We start from the raw sequence: 16,494 nt of genomic DNA, 5'->3' as shown, positions 1-16,494 counted from the left end.
CAGCTTGTTTGCTGCAATATTATTTTGCATTTAAAGTCTTTTCTAATATTGTGGTAGTTATTTTAGGATCAGCTTTACCCTTGCTTAATTTTTTCACTTCGCCAACAAACAAACCCATTAATCCTTTTTTTCCTTTTTTATATTCGGCAACTTTTTCGGGCATTGCTGTAATAACATGATGTACCCATTCTAAAACTGCATTGTCATCTGAAACCTGAATCAGGTTCATTTTTTCGGCAGTTATTGCCGGATCTGCGTTGGTTGTGATTATTGCGGGTAATAATTTATTGGCAGCGGTTGAAAAATTAAGTTTGCCATCATCTACTAATTGTATGATGCCGGCTAATGTTTTTGGCTGTAGGGTTAATTGACTAAAATCATGGCCTTGTTCATTCAGGTATTGTTTTAAAGGTCCCAGCATCCAATTGGCAATGGCTTTGAAATGGCGGGTATGGGTTGCAGTAGTCTCAAAAAAGGCCGCTGTATGTTTATCGTCACATAACTGATGCGCATCATATACACTTAACCCATATTCATGCTGAAGCTTTTGTTTTAAGGCATTGGGTAAGGCCGGCATTGTTTTTTGAATGACTTCAATAGTAGACTGATTGATAAAAAATGGCACCAGGTCAGGATCCGGAAAATAACGGTAATCATTGGCTTCTTCTTTTTCACGTATCGCAAAGGTGGTATCGTTGTTTGCATCAAAACTTCGGGTTTGCTGAACAATGGGTTTGCCATTTTCTGTTAATGCAATCATACGTTCCACTTCATATTCAATAGCTTTTTTTACATTACGAATAGAGTTTAAATTTTTTACTTCTACCTTGGTGCCCAGTTCTGTTGCACCTTTTAAACGGATAGAAATATTGGCATCGCAGCGCAAACTGCCTTCTTCCATATTCCCATCACAAATATCTAACCAGCGCACTAATTTTCTTATTTCCGTTAAATATTGGAAGGCTTCTTCAGCCGATTGAATACAAGGTTCCGTTACAATTTCAATTAAAGGTGTGCCGGCACGGTTATAATCAATACAGGTAAACCCTTCTACCGCATCGTGAATGCTTTTACCGGCATCCTCTTCAATATGAATTCTGTTTAAATAAATCTTTTTTTCAATGCCTGCAATAAAAATGCTGATATAGCCACCTATGCAAATTGGGGTAGTATGTTGTGATATTTGATAACCTTTGGGCAAATCAGGATAAAAGTAATTTTTACGGGCAAAACAATTCAGGGTTTCAATTGCACAATGACAAGCTAAGCCCATTTTAATGGCATATTCAATAGCTTTTTTATTGATTTTAGGAAGGGTGCCGGGATGTGCCAGTGTAATAGGGTTGATTTGGGTATTGGGATGGCCTCCAAAACGATTGGCATCACCTGAAAATAATTTACTTTGGGTTTGTAATTGTGCGTGTACTTCAAGGCCAATTACGGTTTCATATTTTGAATAATCCATTCGTTAAATTCAATAGTCACTGGATGATTTTACTGCGTAAAGGTATCATTTTATAACATAGGGTAAAAGCAGCTTGTTTAAAATGAAAAAACCACACTAACTTTTTACATTAGTGTGGTGCGCTTGGATTTTCATTGGGGGCAGGCTTTTATAGCGTAGCTTTTTTGATGGTTTTAGGAAACAGGATATTGGTATTGTATTTTTTACCGTTTCGTAAATAAGATAAACTCACCTCATCGCCTTCTTTTTTGTTATTCATTACTTGTTTAATGTCCTCAATGCTTTTCACGGTACTTCCATCAATAGCGATAACAACATCTCCTTTTTGAAGTCCTGCTTTTTCGGCCGGTGAATTGGGATTAACGCTATTAATTTTTACGCCTGCATTATTGTCCATTTCTTCAATTTGTACACCCAGCATCGGTTTTTTATTCATATTTCTGAAATTGAATCCGGGCATGTCAGGCATGGGCGGCATTTGAAGATTAAAATTTTCTTTACCCCATTGATTATCATTGGCTGCCATTTCATTTTTCTGCAATAGTGCTTTTGTGGTGTTGGAGATACCGTTTCTTAAGTAAGCAATGTTAACAGTATCGCCAGGTTTGTATTGGCCAATAGCTTTATATAAATCTTCGCTGTTTTGAATGGGTGTGTTATTTATTTTTTGAATAATATCTCGTGTTTGTAACCCGGCTTTTTCGGCTGCAATACCTTTTTTTACTTCTTTAATAGCTGCACCTGTTTCGTTTTCAGCTTTTTCGGTAAGCACACCTAATTGGGCTTTATTGTAGATGGGGGCATTCACAACCGGTCCCATTCCTCTAAAAAACTGAACACCACCTCTTGATGCATTGGGGCCAAACATTTGTTCAAATTGTTGTTTAAATTCGGGGAAATTGAAGGCAATGGAGGTTGAATCTGATTGCACTATTTCAACAGTGCCATCTTTCCATTGGTCAACCGGTTTGCCATTTACAGTAATATTTTTTCCATCAATTACGATGGTTGTTTTTTGTTGTGCATTTCCTTTTCTATGAATAATAATATCATCGTTTTGTTTGGTTTGTGCTGCAATACCTGCTGTAATTGCCATTGCCAGCAGGGGCAAAATGATTTGTTTTTTGTTCATACCATTTGTTTTTGAGGTTATACGAAAAGTTTAGTAGTTCAAAAGTAATTCAATTTTTCATTTACGAAAACCTTCGGAAATGTTAAAATCATCAAGGATAAATACAAAAAAACCGGAGCCAAATGCTGCCGGTTATTATGAGTAAAATAAACTTGAATTAGATTTATAAAAGTGCCCGGATGGCTGAAAAAATGGTGTTCAGGTTACTGGCATCTTGTCCGCCAGCAGTTGCCAGCGTTTTTTGTCCGCCACCGCTGCCTTTAATAATGGGTGCAATATGTTGTTTAATGAGTTGGTTGGCATCCCATTTTTTTTCAGTAACCATTGTTTCAGATAATAGCACAGCAACATGTGGTTTGCCAGATATATTTGCAGCCAGTACAACTACATAATTTCCGGTAAGTTGGTTTTTTAATTGAAAGCAAAGTTTTTTCAATATGTCGGGTTGCATTACATTTAACAATTTACCTATAAAATGTGTATGGTTAACGGTATCTGCTTGCTGTAATAGTTGCTCCTGAATTTGTTCTATTTGTTTCAACTCTAAATAGGCTACCTGTTTTTTCAGTAGTGCATTTTCTTCCAAATATTGTTCAATGGCTTTTAACAGGTCTTTGGGGTTTTTTAGTAATGTTTTTGCTTCCTGTAAAGTATGTAATTGTTGTTGCATCCATTGTTCCGCTGCAATACCACAAACAGCTTCAATTCTGCGCACACCTGCAGCTACTGCAGTTTCGTGTTGAATGGCAAAAATTCCCAATTCTCCCGTACTGCCTACATGGGTACCGCCGCACAATTCAACGGAATAGGAGGGGTCAATAATTACCACACGTACCTCATCTCCATATTTTTCACCAAATAAAGCCATAGCGCCCATTTTCAGGGCATCTTCCTTTTTCATGGTTTGAACAACTACCAGAATATTTCCCCTTATTTTTTCATTCACCAAAGCTGTTATATTTTCTAATTCTTTATCAGTAAGCTTTGCGAAATGTGAGAAGTCAAATCGCAAATAGGCTTCATTTACTAAACTGCCTTTTTGTGCTACATGAGTACCCAATACTTTTCTAAGTGCAGCATGCAGCAAATGGGTGGCCGTATGGTGCGCCATGATGGCTTTTCGGCGGGGAATATTAATACTTGCAATAACCGGTTCATTTAACTGAGCGGGTAAAGCTTCTGTAAATTGAATAAATACATTATTTTCTTTACGGGTATCGGTTACTGTAATGGTTTCGTTTGCAATGGTAAGCCATCCCGTATCGCCCACCTGGCCACCGCTTTCTGCATAAAATGGGGTAGCGTTTAACACCACCTGGTAAGCTTGTTTTCCCTTTGCGGTAACTTTTCGGTATTGTACAATTTTTGTTTCAATACTTAAGGTGTCATAACCAATAAATTCAGTAAAGGCATTGGGTTGTAGTATTACCCAATCATCTGCATCAATTGTACTGGCAGCTCTCGACCGGTTTTTTTGTAATTGCATTTCGGTTTCAAAGCCTTTATCATCAACCTGCAAATTATTTTCAGCAGCAATGAGTTTGGTTAAATCAATGGGAAAGCCAAATGTATCAAATAATTCAAAGGCACTTTTACCATCAATGATATGTTGCGTTTGCTGTGCCTGTTCTATCAGTTCTTCCATTTTTTTAAGCCCTTTATCTAACGTACGTAAAAAGGCTTCTTCTTCTTCTTTAATTACCTTTGCCACAAAATCAACTTGCTGTTGTAATTCAGGAAATACCTGATTAAATTGTTGTGCTAATGCCGGTATAAGCTGGAACAGTAAAGGTTGTTTGTATTGAAGATACGAGAAATAATAGCGAACGGCTCTACGCAAAATGCGGCGTACTACATAGCCGGCACCGTTGTTGGCCGGTAATTGCCCATCGGCTATGGTAAAGGCAATGGCACGAATATGATCGGCAATTACTCTAAATGCAATATCCTGCTTATTTTGCGTATTCTGGTATTGTTGCTTAGTAATTTGTTCTGTTAATGCAATAGTGAGTGTAAATAAATCAGTATCGTAATTACTGGTTTTATTTTGAATAACACGAACCAGACGTTCCAGCCCCATTCCGGTATCTACATGTTTAGCAGGTAAGGGTTCTAATTTTCCGTTTTTTAAACGGTTATACTGAATAAACACATTATTCCAAATTTCAATAACTTGTGGGTGGTCTTTGTTCACCAGTGTTTTGCCATTAATGGCTATCCGTTCAGCATCTGGTCTACAGTCAATATGTATTTCTGTACAAGGGCCGCAGGGACCGGTATCGCCCATTTCCCAAAAATTATCTTTTTTGTTGCCGGGTAAAATTCTATCCGCGGCAATCCATTTACTCCATTCTATCCGTGCTTCTACATCTTCGGGTAAACCTTCTGCCGTATCGCCTTCAAATATGGTTACATACAATCGGTCTTTATCAATTTTGTAAACCTTGGTTAATAATTCCCAACTCCATGCAATGGCTTCTGTTTTAAAATAATCGCCAAAACTCCAGTTGCCCAGCATTTCAAACATGGTATGGTGGTAGGTATCAACACCTACTTCTTCCAAATCGTTGTGTTTACCGCTTACCCTAAGGCATTTTTGGGTGTCGGCAACCCGAACAGCATTGGGTTGCCGAACGCCTAGGAAAATATCTTTGAATTGATTCATTCCGGCATTGGTAAACATTAAAGTGGGGTCATTTTTTAACACAATAGGTGCCGAGGGTACTATTTTATGCCCTTTTGAAGCAAAAAAATCTAAAAATTGTTGCCTTATTTCTGCCGATGTTAACATGCCTGTTTCAAAATTTTACTAAAAGTTTAGCAATCATTACAATTACCTTTGCCAATTATTTGGCAGCGTTCAAAGGTAAGCAAACCGTATGCTTAAACATACGGTATGCAACTAAAATTTATTCGTTTCAGTTGAATATGTATTTTTTTTCATGAATACAACTGAATTTGGTTTGAATTAAAATATGGCTGTACATCGCTCACTGAAAAAACAGCTGTTGTTTTACTTTGAAATTGGTACCATGCAAAACAAACAAATTATTTGAATACATTTATCATCAAGCTGATGAAACCGAATGAAAATCCAATGTTCTAATGCCATGTGGTTATAACATGGGAAACCGTTAGCTCAAATAGTGGCTTTTTAGCGGTGTTTAAAAACAATCACATTTATGCGAAAAATAAAATATTATTATAATACACATACCCTTCGGTTCGAAAAATTGGAAGTACCTTTGCGGGTTCGAATATTGCAGGTAATTGGTTTTATCGCAGCTTCGCTTGTTACAGGGGTATTGCTGGTATTATTGGTATTTCAATTTGTTGACAGCCCGAAAGAGAAATTATTGCGTCAGCAAAATCGCGATCTTTCTGAAAATTATGCCCTTATACAAGAAAGGGTAAAACAGTTGGAAGTGCAAATGCAGGAACTGGAAGATCGGGATAATAATGTGTACCGTACCATATTTGAATCAACCCCCATACCCGATAGCGCCAGAACCAAGATTATGGAAACCAAAAATGAAATTAAATTATTAGAAGGGCAAACAGAAACCGAATTGGTGAATAACATTAAAAATCAATTGAATAATTTAACCCTTCGGGTGGCTTATCAGGGAAAAAGCTATGCCGATATTGATAACATGATAAAGAATAAGGAGAAGTTGTTATTGGCTATTCCTGCCATTCAGCCGGTAAGCAATAAAAATTTAAATAGAATAGCGAGTGGTTTTGGTTATAGAATTGACCCGGTTTATAAAGTAACCAAGTTTCATGCAGGATTAGATTTTGCTGCACCACTGGGTACGCCTATTTATGCTACTGCAGATGGTGTAGTGCAAACAGCCGGATTTAATACCGGTGGTTATGGTAATGAAGTAATCATTAATCATGGCTATGGTTACCAAACCTTATATGGGCACATGTTTAAAGTAAAAGCCAGGTCGGGCGAAGTGGTAAAGCGGGGTGAAGTGATTGGTTATGTGGGTAGTACCGGCAAAAGTACTGGTCCGCATTGTCATTATGAGGTACATAAAAATGGGAAACCGGTTGATCCTATTTACTATTTTTATAATGATTTAACACCGGCACAATTTGATCGTATTTTAAAATTAGCAGCTACAGCCAACCAAAGTTTAGATTAATATCAACCATTCAGCAACACTGATTGTTAAGCTTTAAATACAATTATATTGGAAGAAGATATCAGGACATTTTTTGTAAAAATCATCAATACCATTGCAGCAATATTACTTTGGCTGTTTGTAAATATTGCAATTGGGTTAAAGTTAAAATTTGCAGAAGTGCAACATCATTTAACTGCTGGCAATATTATATTTTATGTGTGGGTATTGTTGAGTGGTGCATTTGTTTTTTATTACGTTCTAAAAATTTGGAGAAAGAAACATCCGCTCAAATGATTTCATCAGGAACTATGATCGGAAATAATGACCCATTGCCCTTCTATTTTTTTAAACAATAAGGTATAGTAACCTTCGGCATTCCCCACTGTTCTTTCCAAATGCCATTTACCGGTTACATAGCAATAATTGCTAGATAAAGGTTGCAAACGTAAAGTAGGGGAAGTAAAATGGCCCATCTGTGCTTTAGTGGAATAATGTGCTTTATAATTGGCCAAAGTTTTGTTATAACCATATACAGACCCGTTGCTGTCAATAAATTACAAACTGTCATTTTTTCCAATACCCTTGCATAAATGCATCCAAATTGCCATTGTTCCAGGCAACTACTTGTTGTTGTAATATGTTTCGGGTGGCAGCTTCATCTTCAGAAACCTGTGCTGAAAGCCGAAATGGATAAAAACAAAGCAGTATAGCAATTCGCTTCATGTGTATTTGTATTCTAAATTTAGTAATAATGTGAAAATAGTGGTAATATAAACTTTTTGTGCATTAAACTTTTCCATAAAAAAACAGTCTAACCAGCTTTATTTCCGTTTTTTATTTAATTTCCCTGCATGCAAAGCGATGATACCGTATTGTTATATGAGTTTCGGGAACCGGCTACAAAAGAGCGGACATTTACTGCCATTGTAAAAAAATATCAGGAAAAATTATACTGGCACATCCGAAGAATGGTAGTGAATCATGAAGATGCCAACGATGTGTTGCAAAATGTATTTATTAAAGCTTGGAAAGGATTAGAAAATTTTAGGGAAGACAGCCAATTATACACCTGGTTATACCGAATTGCCACCAATGAATGCCTTACTTTTTTGGAGCAACAAAAGAAAAAAGGCACTTTAAGTTTTGATGAAATGGAAAGTGGTTTAAGCAATAAAATTCGGGCAGATGAAAATTTTAACGCCAATCAGTTAGAATGGAAACTGCAGTTGGCCATTCAACAATTGCCTGAAAAACAACGATTGGTGTTTAACCTGCGTTATTTTGATGAAATGCCTTATGAGGAAATGAGTAAAGTATTAGATACCAGCGAGGGCGCTTTGAAGGCGAGCTACCACCATGCCGCTAAAAAAATTGAAGAAGTAATTAAAAACTTATAAACTGTTAAACGATTACTCCAAAAATTAGTCTTTATACCATGATGTTGAGAAGTGAAATGATATTGCAGGAGTTGAAAGAACATTCTCCGGGGTTGATTCAGATACAACCCACGCAGGTTTATACTGTTCCTCATAATTATTTTGAACAGTTTGCAGGCAATTTATTGCTTAAAATTCGTGAAGATGAAGTAGCATCCCTATTTCCCTCTCCCCAAAATCCGTTTGCGGTTCCGAATAATTATTTTAATAAGTTGCCGCATCAAATATTACAACGGATTCAGCAACAGGATAATTCCCAGCAAACAGCTTGGGAAGAATTAGAGGAAGTGGCACCATTGCTCAATCAAATTTCAAAAATGCCAGTTTACAGTGTACCTTCGAAATATTTTGAGCGCACTGATTTTACGCCTGTTCAGGAACAAACTAAGGCAAAAGTGATTGGCTTTAGTAAAACCCGCAAATGGATAACTTATGCAGCGGCGGCTGTTATGTCAGGCATTTTGGTAACCGGTGCATTGTGGAACAATACCATGCTTACTTCATCTATCAATGCTTTTAGTTTGAATAAAGAAATTACGAATGTAAGCGATGAATCCATTCAAAATTATTTGAACAATGATATTACTGCTCCCGCTTATGTGAATGATACCGCCAGTATTGATACAGATGGTACCATGCTGAGTGTGCAGGAAAGTTTACAAAACATTAGTGATGATGAGTTGAAAGGCTATTTAAAGGCAACTGAAGATGTTGCAAACCTGCCGGTAGCTGCTGAAACCAAACAAAAAGTTGGAAGTTAAGCCCTAATCAGATATACGTTTGAAGATCAAATGCTGAATGTTTGAAGCATTAAAAATTTGCAGATGAAAAAAAATTATATATTCCTGGTTGTTTTGTTGTTTTGTGGGCTACAGGTATTTGCACAAACTACCAATAATCGTTTTGTCAATATTCAGGGTTTGAAAATTGCTTACATCACCAAACAGTTGAATTTAAGCAGTGAGGAAGCACAGCAATTTTGGCCTGTTTACTATGATTATTTAGATGCTTTGAAAGAGGCAAGAAAAAATAATCTCAATAATCCCAATATCTTGGCATTGGATGAAGCTATTTTAGAGGTTAAGAAAAATTATTACAACCAATTTAAACAAATATTGGGTACTGATGAAAGGGCCGGTAAAGTATTTCTTTGCGAAAGAAATTTTAGATTGGTTTTAAAGAACGAATTGGAAAAGCGAAGACAAAACCGTTTGCCCAATCAACGTTAAATGTTTCCTGAAGGCTACATTTGATACACTGGTGTTACAATATCGTGGTAGAATAAAAAGGTCCAATTTTGAGCTTTACCTTCCTGCCACCATTGCTGTCTTAATTGCATGGCCTTTTTCCCGTCAAAATCATATTTAGCTATAAACTTACTTTTCATTTGCTGCAATTGTGGGGCATCATCCGCACCAAAAAAAATGGTTTGCGAATTATTTTTTATGCGACAAATTTGGTGAAAAGGGCTATGAGCACCGGTAATTTCATATTCAATTTCGTAACCGATATTATTTGTTAACCTGCCATTGCCATGTAGCCATTGCACTTGCGGATGATGATGCAGCACTTCAATTTCTTCAATCATGTAAGAGGGAAATCCTGTATCCATTGCATAAGCAAATTCTTCTTCCTGAATATAATATACCGCATTAGTAAAGGTAAGGTTATAAAATCCCAGATTGTTTTTTTTACTAATGCCGCCTGCATGGTCTTTATGTAAATGACTCATCCACACTTTTGTAACCTGTTCGGGTTGTATATGTTGGGCTTGTAAATTTTGAATTAACTGCAATGTATTTTGAACCGAAAAGCCCAAACCGGTATCTAATAAAATAATATCTTTTTCCGTAATCACTACAAAAGGCTGCACTTCTACCAATAAACTGCCAATGGGCCTGTTATGTAAATTATCAGCTTCCAGATTAAAAGGAACAAAAATTTTAGATTTATCAATCGTGAAACTCCCTTCCGATAATGGTATTACTTGCATTTAACTTGCATTTAATTGATTAAAAACAAAAAGAAACAGCATTGCTGCTGCTTTCCAATTTTGCAAATATCCCTTCCTTTTTTTAATTAGCGTAAAACCATTTGCCGGTCGGCATCTAATCGGAGCATAATAAAAATTAAGATAGTAAATGTTAGCAGGGAAGATCCACCATAACTAATGAGTGGAAGTGGAATGCCAATAATAGGAAACAAACCAATTGTCATACATACATTTACTACAATATGAAAAAACAGGATGCTGGCAACACTGTAGGCATATACTCTGCTAAAAGTACTTCTTTGTCTTTCAGCAATGTTCACAATACGTATTAGCAGAAATAAATAAATGAGCAAAAAAGTTAAACTGCCTGCCAACCCAAAAGCCTCGCCCAAAGAAGTAAAAATAAAATCGGTATGTTGTTCTGGAACATATTTACCCCGAGTTTGTGTACCCTTCAAAAAACCTTTACCCCAAATACCTCCTGAGCCTATGGCTATTTTACTTTGGCGTACATTATAATCATCGGGTTTTCTGGGAGGCTTATAATTGGCTTTACTGCTATTGGTATGATGGTGGTTTTTACTGCAATCATAATCTTTACCTACCATGCTGTAAATACGTGTACTTTGGTAGCATTGAAAAACATTATTAAAAATATAAGGCACTGCAAAGCGCTGGATGCCTACACTCAATGCCCATAATACAATAATAATACTTAACAGCCTTTTATTGCGTTTCAATTGTTTTCGAACAAAATAAATGGTTAATACGGCTATAACGGTTAATGTCAAAGCAAGGGTATTGGGTTCAATTATTAATGTGGCTATGACCAGCGCTGCAAAAGAAAAACCAAAAATCAGCAAGCCGGGTGGTAGCCCTTCCCGATACATAACAATGAAGAAAGAAAGGTAAACAAGCGCCAGACCGGTTTCGTTTTGAAAAACAGATAATACTGCCGGAGCCAGCGCAAGTGCACCACCAATTAATTGTGATTTTAATTTGGAGAAATCTGTTTCTTGTCGTGATAAATATTTAGCCAATGCAAGTGCTGTAAAAATTTTACACAATTCTGCCGGCTGCAGGTTAAATCCACCGCCAATGGGTATCCAGCTTTTAGAACCATTAATGCTTCTACCTGCTACAAATGTGGCCAGCATTAAAACAATGCCCAATGTATAAGAAAGATTGGCGAATGCAGTATAAATTTTACTATCTGTGAGTAATATAAATATGGCTGCTACCAAACAAACGCCTGCAAAAATCAATTGTTTACTGTAATTGGTTTTGCCACTGATAAACGATGCCAACACATCGGTATTGGGTTTGTATTCTACCATAAAAATGCAGAGTATGCCAATGGCTACCAAAATAAGGTAAATAGCCACAATTACCCAGTCTATACCTGGAGAAATGGTTTGGGTAGAATGATGATTTCTATGCATTGAATCGGAATGTTTTCTTTTTTTTGTGATCAGTCATTAAAATAGCCATTGTAAGTTGCTGCTGTTTTCTCTTATTCGGCTGGTTGGGTAATGAATGATTGGGTTGTTGTTTTACTTCATTGGGGAATAATGCTTCAGTTGTTTCGGTTCCGGAAGAATCTAACAACTGCTCTTGCAGATTTTGTCGGTTCTGTTCTTCTTCTTTTTTTAGTTTGATAGAATCCAAACGATTCATTTCCGCTTTCATTCGGGCTGGTATTAAATTCAGTTTGGCTATTTCTTCTACTTTCAATTTTCTGTCGGGTTCGGGTATTGAGTCTTTTAAATATTGTTCAATCATTAAACTGGCAATTGGGGCGGCAGATTGTGCACCAAATCCTGCATTTTCACACAATACAGCAATGGCAATTTTAGGGTGATTGCGTGGGGCAAAAGCGCCAAAAAAAGCATGATCTTTTTGGGCCACACCATGGTAAAAATTTTGTACGGTACCGGTTTTACCGCATACTACCACACCGGGTACCTGTGCAGCAGCTCCGGTTCCATATTCCATTACACCCTGCATGCCATTTTGTACTGCTTCATAAACACTGTCGGGTATAGCACTGTCGGTTAAGTGTTTTTCTTTAAAGCGGTCTAATAAATAGTCGAATTCTTTTCCTTCAATTGAATCAACCATATGTGGGGTATAATACCAGCCTTTGTTGGCAATGGTGGCCATTACATTGGCCAATTGTAACACGGTTGTGCTTACCTCACCCTGCCCAATGGCATTAGAAATAACATTGCAGGAGTTCCAGTTTTTTCCAAAAATTTTTCTGTAATAAGAAGAGATAGGCAAATTGCCAGGTTGCTCGCCGGGTAAATCAATTCCCAGCCTGTGTCCCAGTCCGAAAGTGTATGCATAGCTGTTAAATATTTTTAAAGCACTGTCTGCTCCACCATACCGTTGTTGGTCTAGTATACGTTTGTACACTGTAGCAAAATAAGTGTTATCACTATGTGCTATGGCCGATGTTAAATTAAAAGTGCCTTTGTCTAAGCATTTAGGACGGCCATTGCCACAACCCCAAAAGGCACCATTACAAACAATGGAGAAGCGTTCATCAATTACACCTTCTGATAAACCAACAATGCCTACCACTGTTTTAAAAGTTGAGCCGGGCGAGTAAGTGGTATAAATAGCGCGGTTTAATAAAGGCAGGCGGGGGTCTTTATATAATTTATTGAAATGCCTGCTGCGTTCACTTCCGGTTAAGTAATTGGGGTCGTAACTGGGTGCACTCACCATGCATAAAATACCCCCTGTATTGGGATCGATAGCTACAATGCTGCCCACTTTGTTGGTCATTAATTTTTCACCCAGTGCCTGTAATTGGGCATCTAAACTGAGGTATAGGTTTTTTCCTGCAACAGCTGCGGTATCAAAAAGCCCATTTTCATACGATCCCTGAATGCGGCTTCGGTTGTCTTTTATATAGCGTTTTATACCTCGTTGACCCATTAATACTTTTTCATAAGTTCGTTCAAGTCCTGTCATACCGGTATAATCGCCCATTTCGTAGCCTTCATCTTTATGTTTGGAAAGAAATGCAGGATTTACTTCAGCTGTATACCCTAAAAAATTAGCGCCAATATGAAAGGGATAAATACGAACCGAACGTTCACTTAATTCAAATCCGGGAAATTTGTAAATGTTTTCATTGAGGCGGGCATATAATTCCTGTGATAGCAAGGGCTCAAAAACACTGGGTCTTACTGAAGTATTTTTAAAAATAATATCCCGCATTCTCCTTTTATATTCAGCTGTATCAATGTCTAATAAATTACATAGCGCCAAGGTATCAATGCCACGGCTTTCGGCAGGTGTAACCACCAAATCAAACATAATACTGTTTTCTAACAGGCTTTTATTTTTTCTATCGAAAATAATACCCCTGTCCGGATAAATCACTTTTCGGTAAATGGCATTATTCTCTGCCTGTAATTTATATTTTTTGGAAAAAACCTGCAGGTTGATTAATTGTGCTGCTATTATGATGAATACAATAGCAAAAATAATTTGTATAACCCTGCTTCTGCTTTGGTTAAATACGGGCATTGTTTTCTAAAATATATCAATAAATAATGAAATGAATATACAAAGATGCACAAAAGCTACAGACAACCGCACAAACTTTTCCAAAAACAAATCATTAAAATATATTTATTGCTTTTTGCAATAAGCAGCAGTTTTATGCAGCGTTTGTTCTGTACTTTGCTTTTCTGAAAAAAAGCATTTCAGTTATAAAAATAAGCAATAAATTAATGGCGGTGGTGCCCAGCACTTTACCCATAAAATACAAAAAATTTCCAAATTGCAACCACTCTATCAATACCAGATAAACATTATGAGTAAGCGTTAGCAACAGCACATAAAGGCTATAAGGTGCCCAACCCATACTTTTAATAGAGGGTTCTAAATAACTTTGTTCTGTAGTTTCTTGTGGAATTAAAATGTTGAGCAAAAATGGTCGGAGATAAGCAATAAGCGTGCAACAAGCGGCATGCAGGCCGGGGGTTTCAGTGAAATAATCTAAACTAATACCAAACAAAAATCCTGTAAAAAGTAGCACTAAGCGGTTGATGGAAAAAGGTAACCAAAGAATAAAAAGAAAATAAACGTATGGTACAATAAACTGATGAATAGGTGGAATACGGTTTAGCACAAATACCTGCACCAAAATAAATAGTACGAAGCGGATAATATTTCGGATGAGGTTACTCATTTTTTAATTTGGCGTTTTCTAAATTGGTTTGTTCGTTAAAATATTTGTTTGCTATAATATATACATATTGTAAAGTATAAAAGTTAGTGGCGGGTTTAACTTTTAAAGTATAAAAGTTAGAGGCTGCTTCATTTTCTGTTCCACTTACTGTCCCAATCATTAAACCTGGTGGGAAGTTAGCAGAATAACTACTGGTAACTACCGTATCTCCTTTATTTACTACTGAACCTTTTGAAATATTGCGTAAGGTTAGCTCGTTGGGGTTATCGCCATCCCATTCAATACTACCAAAGCTATTGTCTTTTTTTAGCATGGCACTTACTTTGCTGTTGCGGTGCAGCAAACTCATAACCCTGCTGTAATTGGGGCTTACATCAATTACTACGCCAACAATACCTTGTGGCCCCATCACCGCCATTCCTTTTTTGATATCCTGATTGGCACCACGTTGTAAGGTGAGATAATTGGTTTGTGAACTAACTGAATTCCCCACCACACGGGCAGGCAGAAAAATATATTTTCTTGTTTTTTGAAGTGAATCAATGCGCAGCGTATCGGTGAAAATTATTTTTGAAGTATCTGGTATTTGGAAATCTGCTTTTAAGCGATTTCTAAGTGCAGCATTTTCTTCTGCCAGTTGCTGATTAATTTTACGAAGCGAGAAATAACTGTTTATATCATTAAACTGTGTATATATTTTTCCAGTTATATCACCTGTAACTGCACCGAAAAAAACTTCATGGGTTTTACTATATTTGGATAGAAATACCATACTGGTTATCTGCAATACAATAAAGCAGATAAATACAAAAAAACGCCTTATAAATAGAAAAATATTTTTCATTTTCTAAAAAGGGAAGCTACTCTAAAAACCTGACAAAGTTATTATCTTGGCATCTGTTTTTAGTAAACTGTAAAGATTTTTTTAATACGGCTATCGCATAATGAAAGGAAAGCGTTGATAATTTTTAAGCGCCAGTCCGGTACCTCTTACCACACTTTTTAATGGGTCATCTGCTACATGTACGGGAAGTTTAATTTTCGCACTCAATCTTTTATCGAGTCCTCTTAAAAGGGCACCTCCACCAGTAAGGTATAAACCTCTCCGGTAAATATCGCCGGCTAATTCAGGAGGTGTGGTTTCCAGTGCTTTTAAAATGGCTTCTTCAATCTTAAAAATACTTTTATCCAAGGCTTCTGCAATTTCCTGATAGCTCACCATAATTTGTTTGGGGATACCTGTTACCAGGTCGCGGCCATTTACGGGCATATCATCGGGTGGATTATCTAAATCTTTCATTGCAGCGCCCACATTTATTTTAATTTGTTCTGCAGTTCTTTCTCCAATTAATAAACTGTGATAGCGGCGTAAGGCTTCCATAATGTCGGCTGTAAACTCATCTCCTGCAATACGAATCGATTGGTCGCAAACAATACCGGCCAAAGCAATTACTGTAATACCGGTGGTACCACCGCCAATATCAATAATCATATTACCTACAGGTTCTTCTACATCAATACCAATACCTAATGCAGCGGCCATTGGTTCGTGAATCATATACACTTCTTTGGCGCCTGCCTGTTCAGCGCTATCGCGTACGGCTCTTTTTTCTACTTCAGTGATGGAAGACGGAATACAAATAACCATCCGCCAGCTGGGTGGGAAAAGCGGTTTTTTAGGATATACCAACTTAATTAATTCCCTTATCATTAATTCGGCAGCATTAAAATCTGCAATTACACCATCTTTCAGGGGTCTTACCGTTCTAATGCTTTCATGGGTTTTTTCGTGCATGAGCAAGGCTTTTTTGCCTACAGCCAGCACTTCTTTCGGATTATTTCTGTTCAAGGCAACAATACTCGGTTCGTTTACCACAATTTCATCGTTGTGAATAATTAAAGTATTCGCTGTGCCCAGGTCGATGGCAATTTCCTGGGTTAAAAAATTAAAAACTCCCATGTAAATGATGATTCTCTAAAGATGAATAAATTAGTTGCAAAGGTGTATGAAAAATAGCTAACTATCAAAGCCAATTATATTTTTATTGAAACTGAATATAATTTGTAAGTGAATATTTTGTTTGCCGGCCACATGCAGTTATCGATGAACCCATAATTGACT

At 37.0% G+C, this 16,494-nt stretch carries 15 protein-coding genes; 4 read left to right on the top strand and 11 right to left on the bottom strand.

Going from position 1 to position 16,494, the window contains the following annotated elements:
• Positions 1–19: 19 nt before the first annotated feature.
• The 3 genes from gatB to alaS form a co-directional block, all read right to left on the bottom strand.
• The gene (gene gatB, locus JK139_RS10850; RefSeq protein ID WP_218331284.1) at positions 20–1,465 is read right to left on the bottom strand and encodes an Asp-tRNA(Asn)/Glu-tRNA(Gln) amidotransferase subunit GatB; all 1,446 of its coding nucleotides are present in this window, start codon (positions 1,463–1,465) and stop codon (positions 20–22) included.
• A 148-nt stretch (positions 1,466–1,613) separates the two neighbouring features.
• Positions 1,614–2,597: a PDZ domain-containing protein gene (locus JK139_RS10845; protein WP_218331283.1), complete on the bottom strand. Its 984-nt coding sequence runs from the start codon at positions 2,595–2,597 to the stop codon at positions 1,614–1,616.
• Between the two features lie 163 nt (positions 2,598–2,760).
• Positions 2,761–5,388, bottom strand: coding sequence for an alanine--tRNA ligase (gene alaS / locus JK139_RS10840; protein WP_218331282.1), 2,628 nt, complete (start codon positions 5,386–5,388; stop codon positions 2,761–2,763).
• A 391-nt stretch (positions 5,389–5,779) separates the two neighbouring features.
• Between alaS and JK139_RS10835 the strand changes: the two genes are divergently transcribed.
• Entirely contained in the window at positions 5,780–6,751 is a 972-nt protein-coding gene (locus JK139_RS10835) for a M23 family metallopeptidase (protein ID WP_068245175.1), read from the top strand.
• 281 nt (positions 6,752–7,032) lie between these two features.
• Here the strand turns inward: JK139_RS10835 and JK139_RS10830 are convergent, their stop codons facing one another.
• Entirely contained in the window at positions 7,033–7,284 is a 252-nt protein-coding gene (locus JK139_RS10830; RefSeq protein WP_287101456.1) for a nuclear transport factor 2 family protein, read from the bottom strand.
• 13 nt (positions 7,285–7,297) lie between these two features.
• Positions 7,298–7,456 (bottom strand): Cif family virulence factor, encoded by a 159-nt coding sequence (locus JK139_RS10825; protein WP_179853784.1) that lies wholly within the window; start codon positions 7,454–7,456, stop codon positions 7,298–7,300.
• 128 nt (positions 7,457–7,584) lie between these two features.
• Between JK139_RS10825 and JK139_RS10820 the strand changes: the two genes are divergently transcribed.
• The 3 genes from JK139_RS10820 (at position 7,585) to JK139_RS10810 (ending at position 9,398) form a co-directional block, all read left to right on the top strand.
• A complete protein-coding gene (locus tag JK139_RS10820) occupies positions 7,585–8,130 on the top strand; it encodes an RNA polymerase sigma factor (protein ID WP_074420577.1) in 546 nt (181 codons plus the stop codon).
• A gap of 38 nt (positions 8,131–8,168) precedes the next feature.
• The gene (locus JK139_RS10815) at positions 8,169–8,930 is read left to right on the top strand and encodes a hypothetical protein (protein ID WP_074421131.1); all 762 of its coding nucleotides are present in this window, start codon (positions 8,169–8,171) and stop codon (positions 8,928–8,930) included.
• A 63-nt stretch (positions 8,931–8,993) separates the two neighbouring features.
• Positions 8,994–9,398 (top strand): hypothetical protein, encoded by a 405-nt coding sequence (locus JK139_RS10810; protein ID WP_074421130.1) that lies wholly within the window; start codon positions 8,994–8,996, stop codon positions 9,396–9,398.
• A gap of 14 nt (positions 9,399–9,412) precedes the next feature.
• On the opposite strand, the gene JK139_RS10805 is transcribed toward JK139_RS10810, so the two are convergent.
• The 6 genes from JK139_RS10805 to JK139_RS10780 all read right to left on the bottom strand — a co-directional run bounded on the left by JK139_RS10805 (position 9,413) and on the right by JK139_RS10780 (position 16,332).
• Positions 9,413–10,162: an MBL fold metallo-hydrolase gene (locus JK139_RS10805; RefSeq protein ID WP_074421129.1), complete on the bottom strand. Its 750-nt coding sequence runs from the start codon at positions 10,160–10,162 to the stop codon at positions 9,413–9,415.
• An 86-nt stretch (positions 10,163–10,248) separates the two neighbouring features.
• Entirely contained in the window at positions 10,249–11,604 is a 1,356-nt protein-coding gene (gene rodA, locus JK139_RS10800) for a rod shape-determining protein RodA (protein WP_074421128.1), read from the bottom strand.
• Positions 11,597–13,705: a penicillin-binding protein 2 gene (gene mrdA / locus JK139_RS10795; protein WP_074421127.1), complete on the bottom strand. Its 2,109-nt coding sequence runs from the start codon at positions 13,703–13,705 to the stop codon at positions 11,597–11,599. The genes rodA and mrdA overlap by 8 nt, the downstream gene beginning before the upstream one ends.
• Positions 13,706–13,838: 133 nt before the next feature.
• A complete protein-coding gene (locus JK139_RS10790) occupies positions 13,839–14,372 on the bottom strand; it encodes a rod shape-determining protein MreD (protein WP_074421126.1) in 534 nt (177 codons plus the stop codon).
• Positions 14,365–15,216, bottom strand: coding sequence for a rod shape-determining protein MreC (gene mreC, locus JK139_RS10785; RefSeq protein WP_074421125.1), 852 nt, complete (start codon positions 15,214–15,216; stop codon positions 14,365–14,367). Before mreC ends, JK139_RS10790 begins: the two co-directional genes overlap by 8 nt.
• 90 nt (positions 15,217–15,306) lie before the next feature.
• Positions 15,307–16,332: a rod shape-determining protein gene (locus JK139_RS10780; RefSeq protein WP_068245144.1), complete on the bottom strand. Its 1,026-nt coding sequence runs from the start codon at positions 16,330–16,332 to the stop codon at positions 15,307–15,309.
• Positions 16,333–16,494 lie beyond the last annotated feature (162 nt).

This window comes from Hydrotalea lipotrueae, assembly GCF_019249625.1.
In the GTDB taxonomy this organism is placed as follows: Bacteria; Bacteroidota; Bacteroidia; order Chitinophagales; family Chitinophagaceae; genus Hydrotalea; species Hydrotalea flava.
Note: the sequence above shows the minus strand (reverse complement) of the source record. Positions and strands in the feature narration are given on the sequence as shown.

Bases quoted from the DNA above. Each gene is read 5' to 3' on its own strand.
- gatB (WP_218331284.1), bottom strand. From the start codon at position 1,465: ATGGATTATTCAAAATATGAAACCGTAATTGGCCTTGAAGTACACGCA.
- JK139_RS10845 (WP_218331283.1), bottom strand. From the start codon at position 2,597: ATGAACAAAAAACAAATCATTTTGCCCCTGCTGGCAATGGCAATTACA.
- alaS (WP_218331282.1), bottom strand. From the start codon at position 5,388: ATGTTAACATCGGCAGAAATAAGGCAACAATTTTTAGATTTTTTTGCT.
- JK139_RS10835 (WP_068245175.1), top strand. From the start codon at position 5,780: ATGCGAAAAATAAAATATTATTATAATACACATACCCTTCGGTTCGAA.
- JK139_RS10825 (WP_179853784.1), bottom strand. From the start codon at position 7,456: ATGAAGCGAATTGCTATACTGCTTTGTTTTTATCCATTTCGGCTTTCA.
- JK139_RS10820 (WP_074420577.1), top strand. From the start codon at position 7,585: ATGCAAAGCGATGATACCGTATTGTTATATGAGTTTCGGGAACCGGCT.
- JK139_RS10815 (WP_074421131.1), top strand. From the start codon at position 8,169: ATGATGTTGAGAAGTGAAATGATATTGCAGGAGTTGAAAGAACATTCT.
- JK139_RS10810 (WP_074421130.1), top strand. From the start codon at position 8,994: ATGAAAAAAAATTATATATTCCTGGTTGTTTTGTTGTTTTGTGGGCTA.
- JK139_RS10805 (WP_074421129.1), bottom strand. From the start codon at position 10,162: ATGCAAGTAATACCATTATCGGAAGGGAGTTTCACGATTGATAAATCT.
- rodA (WP_074421128.1), bottom strand. From the start codon at position 11,604: ATGCATAGAAATCATCATTCTACCCAAACCATTTCTCCAGGTATAGAC.
- mrdA (WP_074421127.1), bottom strand. From the start codon at position 13,705: ATGCCCGTATTTAACCAAAGCAGAAGCAGGGTTATACAAATTATTTTT.
- JK139_RS10790 (WP_074421126.1), bottom strand. From the start codon at position 14,372: ATGAGTAACCTCATCCGAAATATTATCCGCTTCGTACTATTTATTTTG.
- mreC (WP_074421125.1), bottom strand. From the start codon at position 15,216: ATGAAAAATATTTTTCTATTTATAAGGCGTTTTTTTGTATTTATCTGC.
- JK139_RS10780 (WP_068245144.1), bottom strand. From the start codon at position 16,332: ATGGGAGTTTTTAATTTTTTAACCCAGGAAATTGCCATCGACCTGGGC.